This is a genomic window from Serpentinimonas sp. SSL01 (genome assembly GCF_056323735.1).
Map to the genome: position 1 here is coordinate 406,831 of NZ_CM150487.1, position 16,200 is coordinate 423,030.

Here is a 16,200-nt window from a genome sequence, read left to right on the forward strand (position 1 = left end):
AACCACGCAAGCCCTGACCATGCAAAAACTGATGACCATGCCCTTCACCCCGCCCACCCTAGAAGACCTCTTCCAGCCGGCGCTCTCAGCGCGCCTGCAGCACCGGCTCGACCACAAGACCAAGCCGCTGGGCAGCTTGGGCGGGATCGAAGCCCTGGCGCTGCGCATCGGCCTGATTTTGGGCAGCGAAAAGCCCACGCTGCAGCAGCCGCAGCTGGTGGTGTTTGCCGCCGACCACGGCTTGGCGGCGCGGGGCGTATCGGCTTATCCGAGCGCCGTCACGGCGCAGATGGTGCAGAACTTTCTGGCCGGCGGCGCGGCGGTGAGCGTGCTGGCACGCCTGCACGGCTTGGCGCTGACGGTGGTGGACTGCGGCGTGGCCAGCCCACTGTCGCCGCAGCCAGGTTTGCAGCTGCGCAAGGTCGCCAGCGGCAGCGCCGACGCCAGCGTCGAGCCGGCCATGACGCCCGCGCAGTGCGCCGCCGCGCTGGCGCACGGCGTGGCCGTGGTGCAGGGCCTGCCCGGCAACGCCTTGTTGCTGGGCGAGATGGGCATAGGCAACACCTCGGCGGCGGCGCTGCTGCTGGCGCGGCTCGGGGGTTTGCCGATCGAGGACTGCACCGGGGCCGGTACCGGGCTCGATGCCGCCGGGGTGGCGCACAAAACCGCCGTCTTGCGCGGCGCCTTGGCTTTGCATGCACAGGCCCGCGAACCGCTGGACGCGCTGGCGGCGCTGGGCGGCTTCGAGATCGCCGCCTTGGTCGGGGCGGTGCTGCAGGCGGCGGCCGAGCGGCGCGTGATCGTCGTCGATGGCTTCATCACCAGTGCCGCGGTGCTGGTGGCGGCGCGGCTGCAGCCGCGGGTGTTGCAGCGCTGTGTGTTTGCGCACCGCAGCGGCGAGCGCGGCCACGCCGCCATGCTGCGCTTGCTGGGGGCCGAGCCGCTGCTCGATCTGGGGCTGCGCTTGGGCGAGGGTTCGGGCGCGGCGCTGGCTTGGCCGCTGCTGGTTTCAGCCTGCGCTTTGCTCAACGAGATGGCCAGCTTCGAATCGGCGGCGGTGAGCGGGCCGGTGGTGGCCACAGCCTCGGGCGAGGCGGCATGCACCCTCGACGGCGGCGCTGCGCCAAGGCGGACCGATGATGGCGCATGAGCTGCGTTGCCTGCTGCTGGCGCTGCAGTTCTTGACACGCATCCCGGTCACGGGGCGGCTGGCGCACTGGGTGGGCTACAGCCCGCAGCTGCTGCGCGCATCGGCGCGCTATTTTCCGCTGGTGGGCGCAGGGGTGGGGGTGCTCACGGCGGCCGTGCTGGGGCTGGCTTGGTGGCTGCTACCCCCGGTTCCAGCGGCGGCTTGGGTAGCGGCCGTGGCGGCGCTGGCGGCCGGTTTGCTGCTCACCGGGGCCTTGCACGAAGACGGGCTGGCCGACACCTTCGACGGCCTCGGTGGCGCCTCGACGCCAGAGCGCGCGCTCGAGATCATGAAAGACTCGCGCATCGGCAGCTACGGCGCGCTGGCGCTGGGCGTGGCCCTGCTGGCCAAATGCGCCTTATTGGCAAGCCTGCTGCAGATCGAGCCGCTGCTGGCGCTGCTGGGACTGCTGTGGGGGCACACCGTGTCGCGCTGCGCGCCCTTGTGGCTGCTGTACCGGCATCGCCACGTGGGCGATCGGGCCGGAGTCAAAGCCAAGCCGCTGGCCGACGGCATCGGTTTGGGCGGCCTGCTCTGGGCGGCGATGTGGGCGCTGCTGGTGCTGCTGGGCAGTGGGGCGGCGGCCGTGGCCTTGGGCGCAACGCTGGGTGCAACGCAGTTGGTGCAGGGCGGCGGGTCTGCGCTGGCCCTGGTTGTAGCGCTGTCGGCGGCTTTGAGCGGCGCGCTGCTGGTGGCGGCCCCCATGGCGCGCTGGTTGCTGCGCCGCCTCGGGGGCTACACGGGCGACGGCTTGGGGGCCACGCAGCAAGCGGCTGAACTGGGTTTGCTGCTCGGGCTGGTGCTGGCTGGGCCGCTGCTGGTTGGGCCTGTGTTGGGTGCGGGTGCTTGAGCGTGGCCGCTGGGGCTGGGGCATGAATCGCGGCGCATTAAGCGCGGGCGCAGGGCAACCCGGCCAGTTGTGGCTGGTGCGCCATGCACGGCCGGTGCGCCCCGACGGCAGCCCGGTGTGCGGCTGCTGTTATGGCCGGCTCGACTGGCCGGCCGACCCGCTCGCCAACCAGCGCTTGGCGCAGCACCTGGCCGACTGGTTGCCGCGCGCGGCCACGGTGCGCAGCAGCAGCCGCCAGCGCACCCGTGCCTTGGCGCAGGCGCTGCTGGCCCTGCGCCCCGATCTGCAGTGCGCCGGCAGCGATGCGCGCCTCGATGAGCTCGATTTCGGCGGCTGGGAAGGGCAGCGCTGGGACGCCATTGGCGAGCCGGCGGTCTCGGCTTGGGTGCGCGATTTTTCCGACCACGCGCCCGGTGGCGGCGAAACGGTGCGGCAGTTGCTGGCGCGGGTCGGGGCCGCTTGGCGCGCATGGCAGGCCGCGGCGGAGTACAACACAGTCTGGCTCGGTCATGCGGGTACGTTGCAGGCCGTGCAGTGGCTGACGCAGCGCGCGCCGCTGTCAACCGGGGCAAACTGTCCGATCACGTCCAGCCCAAGCAGCACCAGCTCGCAGATCTGTCCTGAGCCGCAAGCCCAATCGTGGCCGCGCTCAAGCGTTTCCTTTGGTGGCTGGCGGGTTTTTCCTAGGACATACCCTAGGTAATGGGAGCTTTGGGCGTCGGCATAAGCTGGCTGTAAGGCTCGGGTTCGACAGTGCCTGCCTGAGCGTTGCTAGGCCTTGATTCGGCAGCGTTCTGGCGCGGCTGCGCAAGCTGCCGTTTCAGAGTTGATTCGACCCATCCCGGGCTGATTCAGAAAGGACCCCCTTCATGACAAACCCCAGTACCAAAAGCGCGGCGCCGCCCGGCCCCGTGTACGACGAGGCCGCGATCAAGCGCAAGCTTGGCGCGGCCATCGGCCTGTTGGCCATCTTTTGCGTCACCTACTTCACGGCGGCCGTGATCGCCACGCGCGATTTCCGCGCCATCGGTCAGATCGACATCCTTGGCATGCCGCTGGCGCTCTACGCTGGCCTGCTGGTGTTCATCGTCGGCCTGGTGGTGACGCGCATGTGCCTCAACCAAGACAAAGGGGATTGAGATGGGCTTTGACAATCCGATTGCCTTTACCATCCTGGTCGTCAGCCTGATCGCGGTGGTCTATGTCAGCTGGTGGGGCAAGAAGCACACCAGCACCACGACCGACTTTTACGTAGCGGGTGGCAAAATTTCGCCGCGTCTCAATGGCTGGGCGATGTTCGGCGACTACTGCAGCGCCGCCAGCTTCCTGGGTGTGGCCGGCGCCATCGCCCTGACCGGCATCGACAGCTGGTGGGTTGCCATCGGCTTCTTTGGCGCTTGGATCTTTGTGCTCGTGGCGCTGGCTGGCCCGCTGAAAAGCTCGGGCAAGTTCACCGTGGCCGACGTGCTGGTCGGGCGCTTTGGCGGCCGCAGCCTCAAGTTCCTAGCCATGTTCACCACCGTCGTCATCGGTACGCTGTACCTGGTGCCGCAGATCGTGGGCGCGGGTCACCTGTTCCAGTTGCTGCTGGGCTGGGACTACATGGTCACGGTGTTCGTCTCGGCGTTCATCATGGGCCTGATGGTGATTCTGGGCGGCATGATGGGCACCACCTACAACCAAGCCATCCAAGGCGTGATTCTGCTGGTGGCGATGCTGCTGTTGTTCGTGCTGGCGGCCCTGGTCTACTTTGGCGGCAACCCGTTCGCTATCATTTCGCAGGCCATGACTACGGTGCCGCCGACGCAAGCCGTAGGTGTGATGGCACAAGTGGTGGTGCCGCCTACGCCCGAAGGCGCCTATGGCCCGTTCGTGCTCGCCGAAGCTGTGCGCGCTGGGTTTGCCAACCTGCCGCATGCGCTCACCCCCGGTATTGCCACCCCCGACGTCTGGAACCAAGTCAGCTTGGTGCTGGGCCTGCTGCTGGGTGTCGCCGGTCTGCCGCACATCCTGATCCGCTTCTACACCGTCAAAGACGCCAAAGACGCCAAGAAGGGTGCCGAAATCACCATCATCGGCTTGGCCGTGTTCTACATCGCGGTGCTGTTCGTCGGCTTTGCCACCATGATGATCCTGTACCCGGCGCTGATCGAGATGTTGCAAGCTGGCCAACGCGGCCGCGCCACCAACATGGCGATCCCGCTGCTGGGCATGGAGCTGGGTGGTGAGGTGGTGCTGGGCATCATCGCTGCCGGCGCCATGGCCGCTATGCTGAGTACCTCGGTGGGTCTGTTGATCTCGATGACCACCAGCCTGTCGCACGACGTCTATGCCGGCGTGCTGCGCCCCAACAGCACCGACCGCGAGCGCTTGGTGTTTGCCAAACTCGGCGCCGTGGTGCTGACGGTGATCGCGCTGCTGGCCTCGATCTGGCTCAAAGACCAGAACGTGGCGATCTTGGTGGCCATGTGCTTCGGCATCGCTGCCAGCACCTTCGCCCCGGTGCTGATCCTGTCGGTGTGGTGGAAGGGCCTGACCAAAGAAGGCGTGATTGCTGGCTTGGTGGTGGGCCTGATCGTGTCGCTGGTGTTCACCTTCGCGCGCTTCTCGGACGTGCCTGAAATCATGGGCATCCGCGTGCTGGGCAACCCGGCGCTCTACGGTGTACCGGCCGCGCTGCTGAGCATCATCCTCGTCAGCCTGCTGACCAAAAACACGGGCAACGCGCGCGAGTTCCTCGCCGCTGCGCACCGCAACTAAAGCGCTCTTTACGACCGCTTGAAAACCCGCCGCAAGGCGGGTTTTTTTATGGATGCACGGCCCGCCGCAAGGCGGGTTTTAGAGCTGATTGACCGGGTACAGCCGCGCCAGCGAACCCTGCACGCTCTTGACCACGGCAAAGGCGTTTTTGAGGTGTCCGCGTTCGAGGTTGGAAAGCTCGTCGGGGCGCAGGTAGTTGTCGGCGGCGTGGCCTTCGGACATGCGCTGCGCCTGGTGCTGCAGCCGCAGCGTGCCCAGGAACTCGTGCGCGTCGATCAGGTCGCGCACCCGTTCGGCGGTGATGGCGCCGCTGTCGGCGGCGATCTGCAGCCGGTCGCGGGTGTTGACCGCATCCGAGCCCGCGGCGAGCGCATAAAAGCGCGCCATGTCGGTGATCGGCACGATGCCCTGCATCTTCAGGTCCACGCAGCCCTCGTGCGCGCCGCCTTTGATGAGGCTGATGTTGCCGAGCCAGTTCAGCGGCGGCTGGCGCTGCAGCGCGTTGCCGGCCAAGGGCACCAAAAAGCTCTTGTTGCCGCGGGTGCGCTGCACCACTTCGGCGCGCAACTCATCGATCAGGGCCGCCTTGCCATAGACGAAACGCTGGTCGAAAAACACGCCGGTGAGCATCAGCGCCTCGGGCTCGGGGAAGGCGATCCAGTGGTGAAAATACCCGCGCCACTTTTGCAGCGGCTGGCGCCACTGGTCGGTCATGGCCATCATCTCGCCCGGGCAATGGACGTAGCCGCAGGCATCGAGCCCGTCGCAGACGAAGCGCGACAGTTGTTTGAAATACTCACCATGCTGCGCTTGGTCGTAGTCGTCGGCCAGCACCATGCAGTTGTCTTGGTCCGACTTGGCGGTCTGCTCGTTGCGCCCTTGCGAGCCGGCCGCCACCCAAGCGTATTCGACCGGCGCCGGGCCGAATTGCAATTCGCCCAGTTGCAGCAGGCGCGCGCTCAGGGCGTCGGTGATGGCGCTCACGATGTGGCCGGTGCTGTAGGCGCTGGCTTCGGCGGCGGCCAGGCTTTGCTGCAGCAGCTTGATGCGCGCACTGGTCTGCACCAGTGCTTGCAGCGAGTCTTGGTTGTAGATGGCGCCGGCCAGATAGACCGCCGAATTGCTCTGGCGCTCGTTCAAATCGCTGCCGGTGATCATGCCCACCACGGCCTGCCCGTCGAGCACCGGCACGTGGTGGATGTTGTGGCGTGCCATGAGCAGCAGCGCATCGAAGGCCGGGCGTTCGATGTCGATGGTCAGTGGCGCCAGGGTGGCGATCTCCAAGATCGGGCGCGAGGTATCGAGACCGGTCGCCACCACGCGGTTGCGCAGATCGCGGTCGGTGATGAGGCCAAACAGGGCCCCGTCTTGCACGATCAGCACCGAGGAGATGCGGTGCTCGCGCATCAGGCGCGCGGCTTCGATGATCGGGGTTTGCGGCGGCAGCGTCACCGGCGCGCGCTTGAGCAGGCTGCGCGCCGGGGTGGTGATCAGGGTGGTGGTGGCGTCGCTGCCGGGCGTGGGGGTGGGGTCGGTCTGGATGTTCATGCGTGTGCGCGGGGAATACCCAAAACCGCATCTTAAACCCAGGCCGTATCCGTGGCTGCTGGCTGGAATTTTTATCAGAGTGGCGCAGGTCGGCCGGGATTGGGTGACAATGTCACAACCAGCTACAGACAGGGAAAACCCCATGCCCAGCGTTCCCCAATCTCTTTGGGCCCGCTTGCTTCATCGGCAAACGAGGTCCGCACCATGACGCAGCCACCCCCACTCGCGGCGCGTGCGCTGCGGGCATGGGCTGGGGTTTGGCTCTTGCTTGGGCTGCTGGGTGCTGCGGCCGGTGCGGGGGCTGCCACGCCCGCTCCTGTCCTGCAGCCATCGCTGTCTGCTGCAGCGTTGCCCACCCCCGCGGCAGGCGCGGCGCATTTGCCCCCCCTGGGGCCGCCGCCCTGGACCGACGAAGCACCGCAGCTTTCGCGTTGGATCGAGCAGGGTTTCGCGGCGCAGCAGCGCGGCGAGGTGCTGCTGGCGGCCGAGCGCTACTGCGCGGCCGCGCGTTTTGGCAGCACCGAGGCCCAGTACCGGCTGGGGCGGCTGTTTTTGGAGCGCATCGATGCCCAAGGCCGGCTCGAGGGGCGCGCGTTGCTGGCCATGGCGGCGCAGGGTGGGCACGAGCAGGCCGTGCTGGCCGTGATGCACACCGGCTTTGCCGAGGCGGTGCCCGATTGTCTGCTGACAGGTGCCGCACCGCAATTCGCCCTTGCGGCCGCACCAGCGGCCCCCGCATCGCCGGTGGCCGAGGCGGTGGTGCCCTTCGAGGTGGTGCATCGTTTCATCGACGCGCTGCCGCCCGAGCGCCAGCGCTACGCCGAGCTGATCCAGCGCTTGGCGCCGCACTTCCAAGTCGATTACCGCTTCGCGCTGGCGGTGGCACGGGCCGAATCGAACTTCAACCCCAGCGCCGTGTCGCCCAAAAACGCCATGGGCCTGATGCAGCTCATCCCCGAAACCGCCGCCCGCTTTGGCGTGCGCTACCCCTTCAACCCAGAGCAAAACGTGCGCGGGGGCCTGAGCTACTTGCGCTGGTTGCTGGAGCGCTTCAATGGCGACGTGGCGCTGGCGGCGGCGGCCTACAACGCCGGCGAAGGCGCGGTGGACCGTTTTGGCGGCATCCCGCCGTTTCGGGAAACGCAGGATTACGTGCGCCGCATCCTGAACTTTTACCGCGCCCCGCTGCACGTCTGGCCGCCGCAGCGCTGAGCGCTGAGCGCTGGGCACGGCACCTGTGCCGTTGCTGGCGCGCATTCGACGCCTGCCCACACAGATCCAGATCTCACAGCTCCAGCTCTTGCCGGATCAGGGTGGCGATCTCTTCGATCGATTTGCTGGTGGTGGACAGGGTGCGGATGCCGGTGCGGCGCATCATGGCTTCGGCTTCGGCCACCTCGTAGCGGCAGTTCTCGAGGCTGGCGTAGCGCGAATTCGGGCGCCGCTCGTGCCGGATTTCGCTCAGGCGCTGGGGCTCGATGGTCAGGCCAAAGAGCTTTTTCTTGTGCGCCAGCAGCGGCGGTGGCAGCTGGCGGCGCTCGAAGTCTTCGGGGATGAGCGGGTAGTTGCTGGCCTTGAGGCCAAACTGCAGCGCCAGATAGAGCGAGGTCGGCGTCTTGCCGCTGCGGCTCACGCCCACCAAAATCACGTCGGACTGCGCCAGGTCTTTGTTGGTTTGGCCGTCGTCGTGGTCGAGCGTGAAGTTGATGGCCTCCATGCGGTCGTGGTACTCGCGGCTTTTGGCGACGTCAGAAAAGCGCCCGACGCGGTGGTTGGACTTGATCCCAAGCTCGTGCTCAAGCGGCGCGATGAAGGTGCCGAACATATCGATCAGCATGCCCTTGCAGTGGCCGTGCAGCACCTGCAGCACATCGGGGTTGACCACGGTGGTAAAGACCAGCGGCCGGCGGCCATCGACATCGGCCGCGTGGTTGATCTGGCGCAGCGCCTGGTGCGCTTTGTCGGCGTCGTCGATGAAGGGCAGGCGCACGCGGCGCGGCTCGATCTCGAACTGCGCCAAGATGGCTTTGGCAAAGGTTTCGGCGGTGATGCCGGTGCCGTCGGAAACAAAAAAGGCGGTGCGGTGCGACATGCGGTGCGACACAGGGTGCGGGTTTTACAATCCACGCATTATCCCGCCCCGGCGCCGGGCCCCGCCGTTGCTCGCTTAGCTGTCCTTGCCGCCCCCACGAACGATGGGGCGCTGGTCGGGCTGTGCACGCCAGCGCCCGGCCAGCCGCGCGCCGCACGCTGCGCGCTGTGGCCAGCCGTGGGCGGTTGACCGGTTTTTTAACTTTGGAGCCCTGCATCATGTCGCAACTGTTTGACCCGACCGCTTTGGTCGTGCCCTTCGAGCAACTCAGAATGACCGACGTCGAGGCCGTGGGTGGCAAAAACGCCAGCCTCGGCGAGATGATCTCGCAGCTGCCGCAAGGCGTGCGCGTGCCCACCGGTTTTGCCACCACGGCGCACGCGTTCCGGCAATTTTTGGCCGCCGACGATCTGCACCAGCGCATCCAGGCCAAGCTCGACGCGCTCGACACCGACGACGTGCGCGCGCTGGCGCAGTGCGGGGCCGAAATCCGCGCCCTGGTCGAGGCGCAGCCCCTGCCGGCGGCGCTCGAGCAGGCGATACGCGCCGCCTTTGCGCAGCTCGATGGCGCCAGCAGCCAAGCCAGTTATGCGGTGCGCTCCTCGGCCACGGCCGAAGACCTGCCCGACGCCTCGTTTGCCGGGCAGCAGGAAACTTTTTTGAACGTGCACGGCATCGACGATGTGCTGCACAAAATCAAAGAGGTCTTTGCCAGCCTCTACAACGACCGCGCCATCAGCTACCGTGTGCACAAGGGTTTTGCGCACGCCGAGGTGGCGCTCTCGGCCGGGGTGCAGCGCATGGTGCGCTCCGACTTGGGCGCGGCCGGCGTGGTGTTCACCATCGACACCGAGTCGGGCTTCGAGGACGTGGTGTTCATCACCAGCAGCTACGGGCTGGGCGAAACCGTGGTGCAAGGGGCGGTGAACCCAGACGAGTTTTACGTCCACAAACCGATGCTGCAAGCCGGCAAGCAGGCCGTGATCCGGCGCAACCTGGGCTCCAAGCTGTTGCAGATGGTGTTTGCCACGCCCGAGCAAAAAGCGCGCAGCGGCAAGCTGGTGCAGACCATCGAGGTGCCGGTGGAGCAGCGCAACCGCTACAGCCTGAGCGAGGCCGAGGTGCTGCAGCTGGCCCACTACGCGCTGGTGATCGAGCGCCACTACGGCCGCCCGATGGACATCGAATGGGGCAAAGACGGGCTCGACGGCCAGATCTACATCCTGCAAGCGCGCCCGGAAACCGTCAAGAGCCAGGCCGCCGGCCAGGTGGAGCTGCGCTACCAGCTCAAGGGCCAGGGCGCGGTGCTGGCCACGGGGCGCGCCATCGGGCAAAAAATCGGCACCGGGCCGGTGCGCTTGGTGCAGCACATCAGCGAGATGGACCAGGTGCAGCCCGGCGACGTGCTGGTGACCGACATGACCGACCCGAACTGGGAGCCGGTGATGAAGCGCGCCAGCGCCATCGTCACCAACCGCGGCGGGCGCACCTGCCACGCCGCCATCATCGCGCGCGAGCTCGGCATCCCGGCCGTGGTCGGCTGCGGCGACGCCACCGAGGCGCTCAAGGACGGCACCCTGGTGACCGTGAGCTGCGCCGAGGGCGACACCGGCCACATTTACGACGGCCTGCTGGAGACCGAAATCTCTGAAGTGCAGCGCGGCACCATGCCCGAGCTCGACCTGAAGATCATGATGAACGTGGGCAACCCGCAGCTGGCTTTCGACTTTGCCCAGATTCCCAACGCCGGCGTGGGGCTGGCGCGGCTCGAGTTCATCATCAACAACAACATCGGCGTGCACCCGAAGGCGATCCTCGACTACCCGCAGATCGACCCCGACCTGAAGAAAGCGGTCGAATCCGTGGCTCGCGGCCACGCCAGCCCGCGCGCGTTCTACGTCGATAAAGTGACCGAGGGCGTGGCCACCATCGCCGCCGCCTTCTGGCCCAAGCCGGTGATCGTGCGCTTGAGCGACTTCAAGAGCAACGAGTACCGCAAACTGGTGGGCGGCAGCCGCTACGAGCCCGACGAAGAAAACCCGATGCTGGGCTTCAGGGGCGCGGTGCGCTACCTGAGTGCCGACTTTGGCGAGGCCTTTGCCATGGAGTGCGAGGCCATCCGGCGCGTGCGCGAGCCCATGGGGCTGGACAACGTGCAGGTGATGGTGCCCTTTGTGCGCACCCTCAAGCAGGCCGAGCAGGTGGTGGAGCTGCTGGCCAGCTTTGGTTTGAAGCGCGGCGTCAACGGCCTCAAGCTGATCATGATGTGCGAAATACCTAGCAACGCCATTTTGGCCGAGCAGTTTTTGCAGTATTTTGACGGCTTTTCGATCGGCTCCAACGACCTGACCCAGCTCACCTTGGGGCTGGACCGCGATTCTGGGCTCGAGCTGCTGGCGCAGGACTTCGACGAACGCGACCCGGCGGTGACGGCGCTGATCGCGCAAGCCATTCAGGCCTGCCGCGCACAGGGCAAGTACATCGGCATCTGCGGCCAAGGCCCGAGCGACCACCCCGACTTTGCGCGCTGGCTGCTGCAGCAGGGCATCGGCTCGATCTCGCTCAACCCCGACACCGTGATCGAGACTTGGAAGCAGTTGGCGCAGTGAGGGGGCTTTAGCCGCTCATGGTGGGGGGGGGCGAGAGCCGCCCCTACCCGGCCCCTCGCCTAGTGCTTGGGCTGTGGTGCCCGCAGCAGCGCGGCGATGGGTTGCAGATCGTCGGCGCTGAGCACGCCGCTGGCTTGGCGCAGGCGCAGGGTGCCCAGCAGCACCTCGTAGCGGGCGCGCGCCAGCTGGGTTTTGGTGTCAAAGAGCTGGCTTTGGGCGTTGAGCACGTCGAGGTTGATGCGCACCCCAACCTCGAGGCCGAGCCGGTTGGCATCCAGCGCGCTCTGGCTGGAGGCTTGCGCGGCTTGCAACGCCTGCACCTGCCCGATGCCGGAGGCCACACCGAGGTAGGCGCTGCGCGTGGCTTGGGTGACGCTGCGCTGGGCTGCGTCGAGCTCGGCACGGGCGCGGGTGTGCAGGGCCACGGCTTCTTCGATGCGGTTTTGCAGCGCACCGCCGCTGTAGAGCGGCAGGTTGAACTGGATGCCGACGCTGGCATCGCGCTGGCGCACGTGGCCGCTGGCCGGCTGTGCCGGGTTGGGGCTGCGGGCAAGCTGGAGCTGGGCCGTGGCATCGACGGTGGGGCCGCGCGCGGCCTGCGCCCGCTGCACCTCGAGTGCGGCGATCTGCAAGCCGGCCTCGGCCTGGCGCAGCAAGGGGTGCGCGGTTTGCGCGCGCTCGACCCAACTGGGCAGGGCGGTGGTGGGCGATGCTGCAGGGGAGGAGGTAGCAGCGGGTGTGGTGCCTAGGCCGGCGGCTGGGGTGGTGGCGGTAGCAGCAGGGGCACCGGGCAAACCCGGCAGCGCGGGCAGGGCCACGCCTTCGGGCAGGTGCCACGGGCTCACCGGGCTGCGGCCGACCAGTTGCTCGAGCGCGAGCTGGTTCACCTGCAGCTCGTTGGCGGCGGCGATCTGCTGCGCGCGCACGAGGTCGAAGCGCGCCTGCGCCTCGCGCACGTCGGTGACGGTGGTGGCGCCGACTTCGAACATGCGCCGGGCGGCGGCGAGCTGCTCGGCCACGGCTTGCTGTTGCGCTTCGATGAAGCGCAGCCGGTCTTGCGCCGCCAGCACGTCGAAGGTGGCTTGGGCGGTGCGCACGATCAGGTCTTGCTCAGCGCTTTGCAAGCGCGCCTGCGCCGCCTGCAAGGCCCATTGCGCCTGTTGCAGCGCCAGTTGGTTGGCCGGGCGAAACAGCGGCTGGCTGGCGCCCAAGGTGAGCTGCTGCTGGTTGAGCAGGCGGTCGGGCCCGGGCAGGCTGCTGTCGCGGTGCGTCCAAGAAGCGCCGCCGCTCAAAGCCACGCTGGGGCGCACGCCGGCTTGGGCTTGGGCGGCGCGGGCGCGGTCGGCCTCAAATTGGGCAAGTGCGGCCTCAAAACTGGCGTCGTGGGCGCGTGCGGCGGCAAAGAGCTCGGGTAGGTTCTGGGCTTGGGCGCTGCCTAGCGCAAACAATCCGGCCAGCAAGCCAGCCAAGGCGCAGGCCACCGGCGCCCGTTTAAATGCGCTAGAGCGGGCGCGCCGCAGGGGGTTCATGGCTAGGGGCGGATCAAAACTGGAAACGCGGGGCTTCGGGGAAGCCGCGCAGTCGCGGGGCCACGGTGTCCCACGGCTGCTCGGTGTAGTAGCTGGCCGGGCCGGTGCGGCGCACCAAGGTGGCGCGCATGATCGGCTCTTGACCGACGATGGCAAACAGGCGCCCGCCGGTCTTAAGCAAGGCCAGCAGATCAGCGGGCACCTCGGCCACCGAGCCGCTGAGCACAATCGCATCGTAGGGGGCGTTGCTGCCGCAGGCGGCGCAGCGCTGGGCGGCGGCGTCGGCGCAGCGCACCTCGACGTTGTCGATGCCGGCGGCGTGCAGCTTCTGGCGCGCCTGCTCGGCCAGCGCCGGGTCGATCTCCAAGCTCAGCACGCGCGCGCTCAGGCGGCCCATGAGCGCGGCCATGTAACCGGAGCCGGTGCCGATTTCGAGCACGGTGTCGGTGTCTTGCAGGGCCAGATCTTGCAGCGCACGGGCTTCGATCTTGGGTGCCAGCATGCACGCGCCTTCGACCGCCGGCTGGCACAGCGGGATTTCAACGTCGGCCAGCGCCAGCGAGCGGTAGGGGGCGGGGGCGAAATCTTCGCGCTTGAGCTGGCCCAGCAGCTGCAACACCCGCGCATCGAGCACCTCCCAAGGCCGAATCTGCTGTTCGATCATGTTGAAGCGGGCTTGTTCGAAGTCGAAGGCGGGTAGGGCGGGGCTCATGGCAGACTCCAAGGGGGCAGAGGGTAAGTTTGCAGGCGATTTTAGCGGACGGTCTGCTTGTTTTCAGGCTTGGGGGCCAAGCGCAGCCCCAGACCCGAGCAGTTCAGCCCCAAGCAGCTGGCGCAAGCGGTACAGCGCCTCGAGCGCCTCGCGCGGGCTCAAGGCGTCGGGGTCGAGCGCGGCCATGGCTTGCTCGAGGGCGCTTGGGGGCGGTGCAGCGGCGGCCGCGGGGGCAGGGGGCTGCGCGTCTGGGGCCGAATCGGGTTCGGCGGCTTCGAAGGCGGCTCTGGATGCGGTGGCAAACAGGTCGAGCTGCGCCTGCGCCGCCGCGCTGTGCGCCTCGAGCGCGTGCAAGAGCTGGCGCGCGTGCTGCAGCACGGCGGCGGGCACACCGGCCAGCCGCGCCACCTGCACGCCGTAGCTGCGGCTGGCTGGGCCAGGCTCGATCTGGTGCAAAAACACGATCTCGCGCCCGTTTTCGACCGCGCTCACGTGCACGTTGAGCGCGGCGGCGTGCTCGGCCGGGAAGCGGGTGAGCTCGAAGTAGTGGGTGGCAAACAGGGTGCAGGCGCGCACCTTGTCGTGCAGGTGGCTGGCGATGGCGCTGGCCAGCGCCAGGCCGTCAAAGGTCGAGGTGCCGCGGCCGATCTCGTCCATCAGCACCAGGCTGTGCGCGCTGGCGCGATGCAGGATCTGTGCCGCCTCGCTCATCTCGACCATGAAGGTGGACTGGGCGTTGGCCAGATCGTCGGCGGCCCCGATGCGGGTGTGGATGGCGTCCAGCGGCCCCAAGCGGCAGCGCTGCGCCGGCACGTAGCTGCCCATGCTGGCCAGCAGCGCGATCAGCGCCACCTGGCGCATGTAGGTGGATTTGCCGCCCATGTTGGGGCCGGTGACGATCTGCAAGCGCGCCTTGGGGCCGAGCACGGTGTCGTTGGGGGTAAAGGCGGTGTGGCTCTCGGCCAGCCGCGCCTGCACCACCGGGTGGCGGCCGGCACGGATTTCGATACCGGGCTCGAGGCTGAACTCGGGCGCGCACCAGTCGAGCGTGAGCGAGCGCTCGGCCAGCGCGCACAGGGCGTCGAGCGTGGCCAGCGCGCGCGCCAGTTCGGTGAGCGCGCTCAAGTACGGTTGCAGCTGTTCCAGCAGCGCCTCGTAGAGCCATTTTTCGCGCGCCAGGGCGCGCTCTTGGGCGCTCAGCACCTGGTCTTCAAAGGCCTTGAGCTCTGGGGTGATGAAGCGCTCGGCGTTTTTCAGGGTCTGGCGGCGCCGGTAGTCGGTGGGCACCCGATCGAGCTGGCCTTGGGTGATTTCGATATAAAAGCCGTGCACCTTGTTGTATTGCACGCGCAGGTTGGCAATGCCGCTGCGCGCGCGTTCGCGCGCCTCGAGCTCGAGCAAAAAGGCGTCGCAGTTGGACTGCAGGGCGCGCAAGCCATCGAGCTCGGCGTCGTGGCCGTGGTTGATCACGCCGCCTTCGCGCAGCTGCGCCGCCGGTTCGGGCAGCAGGGCGCGCTGCAGCAGGTCGGCGCAGCCGGGTGGCGGGATCAGGTGCTGCGCCACCCGTGTCAGCAGCGCGGATTCGGCCGGTGGGACGGTGCGATCCGGCTGCGGCACCGCGCTGCCTTGCAGCAGCTGCGCCAGCACGGCGGCGCGCTGCAGCGTCTGCGCCAGACCTGCCAGCTCGCGCGGGCGCACTTGGCGCAGCGCCAGCCGCGCCGCGATGCGCTCCACGTCGGCCGCGCCGGCCAGCGCCTGGCGCAGCGGCTGCTGCAGGTGCTCGCGCAGCACGCCGATGGCTTGCAGGCGCTCGAGGGCCGGCGTGCGGTTGCGCGGCGGCTCCAGCAGCCAGCGCCGCAGCAGCCGGCTGCCCATGCTGGTCTGGCAGCTGTCGAGCAGCGCAAACAGCGTCGGGCTGGGTTCGCCGCGCAGGGTCTGCGTCAGCTCCAGGTTGCGCCGGGTGCTGGGGGGCAGCTCGATCAGTTCGTCGGGCCGCGCCACGCGCAGGGTGGCCAGGTGCGCCAGCGCCCGCCCTTGGGTGTGCTCGGCATAGTCCAGCAGCGCCGAGGCGGCCGCATGGGCCAGCGGCAAATCCTGCGCGCCCCAGCCGGCCAGGCTGGCGGCCTGCAACTGCGCGCACAGCTTGCGCAGCCCCAAGGCGCTATCGAAGGCCCAGGCCGGGCGCGCTGCCAGGCTCAGGCGTGCTGGCCCGGCCGCGCCCGTGCCTCCTGCCAGAGCCGGCCACTGGCGCTGCAGCGCCTGCAGCTCGCGGGTGCTGGAATCGGCCAAGTCGGCGCTGTAGAGCAGCTCGCTGGGCCCGATGCGCACCGCCCAAGTGGGCAGCTCGTCGCTGCGGCACTGCGCCAGCTGCAGCTCGCCCAGCGTCAGGTTGAGCCACGCCAGGCCCAGCGTCTGGCGCGGCCCCCAGTGCAGCGCCAGCAGCACCGGCTCGGCTTTGTCGGGCAGCAGTTCGGCCTCGGTCAGGGTGCCGGGGGTGAGCACGCGCAGCACCTGGCGTTCGACCGGTCCCTTGGCCGTGGCCGGGTCGCCCACTTGCTCGCAAATGGCCACCGACTCGCCCTGCTTGAGCAGCCGCGCCAAGTAGTTTTGCGCCGCATGAAAGGGCACGCCGGCCATGGGGATCGGCTCGCCGGCCGACTGGCCGCGCCGCGTCAGGGTGATGTCGAGCAGGCGCGCGGCCTTGTGTGCGTCCTCGTAGAACAGCTCGTAAAAATCGCCCATGCGGTAAAACAGCAAGGCGTCGGGGTGTTGGGCCTTGAGCGCGAGGTACTGGCGCATCATGGGCGTGTGCGCGCTGAGCTCGGCGGCGCTGGCGGCCAAAGGGTGAGGGTTGCTCATGGGGGCTGATTTTGCCTGCGTGCGCGCGCATTCAGAGCTGGGCGGCATGGCC

General features: G+C 68.2%; 12 protein-coding genes. 7 read left to right on the forward strand and 5 right to left on the reverse strand.

Annotated elements, in window-relative coordinates; translation table 11 throughout:
- The first annotated feature begins 19 nt into the window (after positions 1-19).
- The 5 genes from cobT (at position 20) to ACVMK0_RS01925 (ending at position 4,799) form a co-directional block, all read left to right on the forward strand.
- On the forward strand, positions 20-1,150 hold the full coding sequence (gene cobT / locus ACVMK0_RS01905; RefSeq protein ID WP_231851221.1) for a nicotinate-nucleotide--dimethylbenzimidazole phosphoribosyltransferase: 1,131 nt from the start codon (positions 20-22) through the stop codon (positions 1,148-1,150).
- Positions 1,137-2,039 carry an adenosylcobinamide-GDP ribazoletransferase gene (locus ACVMK0_RS01910; RefSeq protein ID WP_476464108.1) on the forward strand — a complete coding sequence of 301 codons (903 nt, stop codon included), beginning with the start codon at positions 1,137-1,139 and terminating at the stop codon, positions 2,037-2,039. Before cobT ends, ACVMK0_RS01910 begins: the two co-directional genes overlap by 14 nt.
- Positions 2,040-2,061: 22 nt before the next feature.
- On the forward strand, positions 2,062-2,742 hold the full coding sequence (locus tag ACVMK0_RS01915) for a histidine phosphatase family protein (protein WP_476464109.1): 681 nt from the start codon (positions 2,062-2,064) through the stop codon (positions 2,740-2,742).
- Positions 2,743-2,908: 166 nt separating this feature from the next.
- Positions 2,909-3,178 (forward strand): hypothetical protein, encoded by a 270-nt coding sequence (locus ACVMK0_RS01920; RefSeq protein WP_476464110.1) that lies wholly within the window; start codon positions 2,909-2,911, stop codon positions 3,176-3,178.
- 1 nt (position 3,179) lies between these two features.
- Positions 3,180-4,799 carry a sodium/solute symporter gene (locus tag ACVMK0_RS01925; protein WP_476464111.1) on the forward strand — a complete coding sequence of 540 codons (1,620 nt, stop codon included), beginning with the start codon at positions 3,180-3,182 and terminating at the stop codon, positions 4,797-4,799.
- A 78-nt stretch (positions 4,800-4,877) separates the two neighbouring features.
- On the opposite strand, the gene ACVMK0_RS01930 is transcribed toward ACVMK0_RS01925, so the two are convergent.
- Positions 4,878-6,347, reverse strand: coding sequence for a putative nucleotidyltransferase substrate binding domain-containing protein (locus ACVMK0_RS01930; protein WP_476464112.1), 1,470 nt, complete (start codon positions 6,345-6,347; stop codon positions 4,878-4,880).
- Positions 6,348-6,695: 348 nt separating this feature from the next.
- Between ACVMK0_RS01930 and ACVMK0_RS01935 the strand changes: the two genes are divergently transcribed.
- Entirely contained in the window at positions 6,696-7,559 is an 864-nt protein-coding gene (locus ACVMK0_RS01935; protein ID WP_045534586.1) for a transglycosylase SLT domain-containing protein, read from the forward strand.
- A 73-nt stretch (positions 7,560-7,632) separates the two neighbouring features.
- Here ACVMK0_RS01935 and ppsR read toward each other — a convergent pair whose 3' ends face one another.
- Positions 7,633-8,439, reverse strand: a complete 807-nt coding sequence (ppsR, locus tag ACVMK0_RS01940) for a posphoenolpyruvate synthetase regulatory kinase/phosphorylase PpsR (RefSeq protein ID WP_476464113.1) — start codon at positions 8,437-8,439, stop codon at positions 7,633-7,635.
- A gap of 218 nt (positions 8,440-8,657) precedes the next feature.
- Here ppsR and ppsA point away from each other — a divergent pair, with 218 nt between their 5' ends.
- Positions 8,658-11,048, forward strand: coding sequence for a phosphoenolpyruvate synthase (gene ppsA, locus ACVMK0_RS01945; protein WP_476464114.1), 2,391 nt, complete (start codon positions 8,658-8,660; stop codon positions 11,046-11,048).
- A gap of 59 nt (positions 11,049-11,107) precedes the next feature.
- Here the strand turns inward: ppsA and ACVMK0_RS01950 are convergent, their stop codons facing one another.
- The 3 genes from ACVMK0_RS01950 to mutS form a co-directional block, all read right to left on the reverse strand.
- On the reverse strand, positions 11,108-12,577 hold the full coding sequence (locus tag ACVMK0_RS01950) for a TolC family protein (RefSeq protein WP_476464115.1): 1,470 nt from the start codon (positions 12,575-12,577) through the stop codon (positions 11,108-11,110).
- Positions 12,578-12,590: 13 nt separating this feature from the next.
- Positions 12,591-13,289: a protein-L-isoaspartate O-methyltransferase family protein gene (locus ACVMK0_RS01955; protein WP_045534594.1), complete on the reverse strand. Its 699-nt coding sequence runs from the start codon at positions 13,287-13,289 to the stop codon at positions 12,591-12,593.
- Between the two features lie 63 nt (positions 13,290-13,352).
- Positions 13,353-16,148 (reverse strand): DNA mismatch repair protein MutS, encoded by a 2,796-nt coding sequence (mutS, locus tag ACVMK0_RS01960; protein WP_476464116.1) that lies wholly within the window; start codon positions 16,146-16,148, stop codon positions 13,353-13,355.
- Positions 16,149-16,200 lie beyond the last annotated feature (52 nt).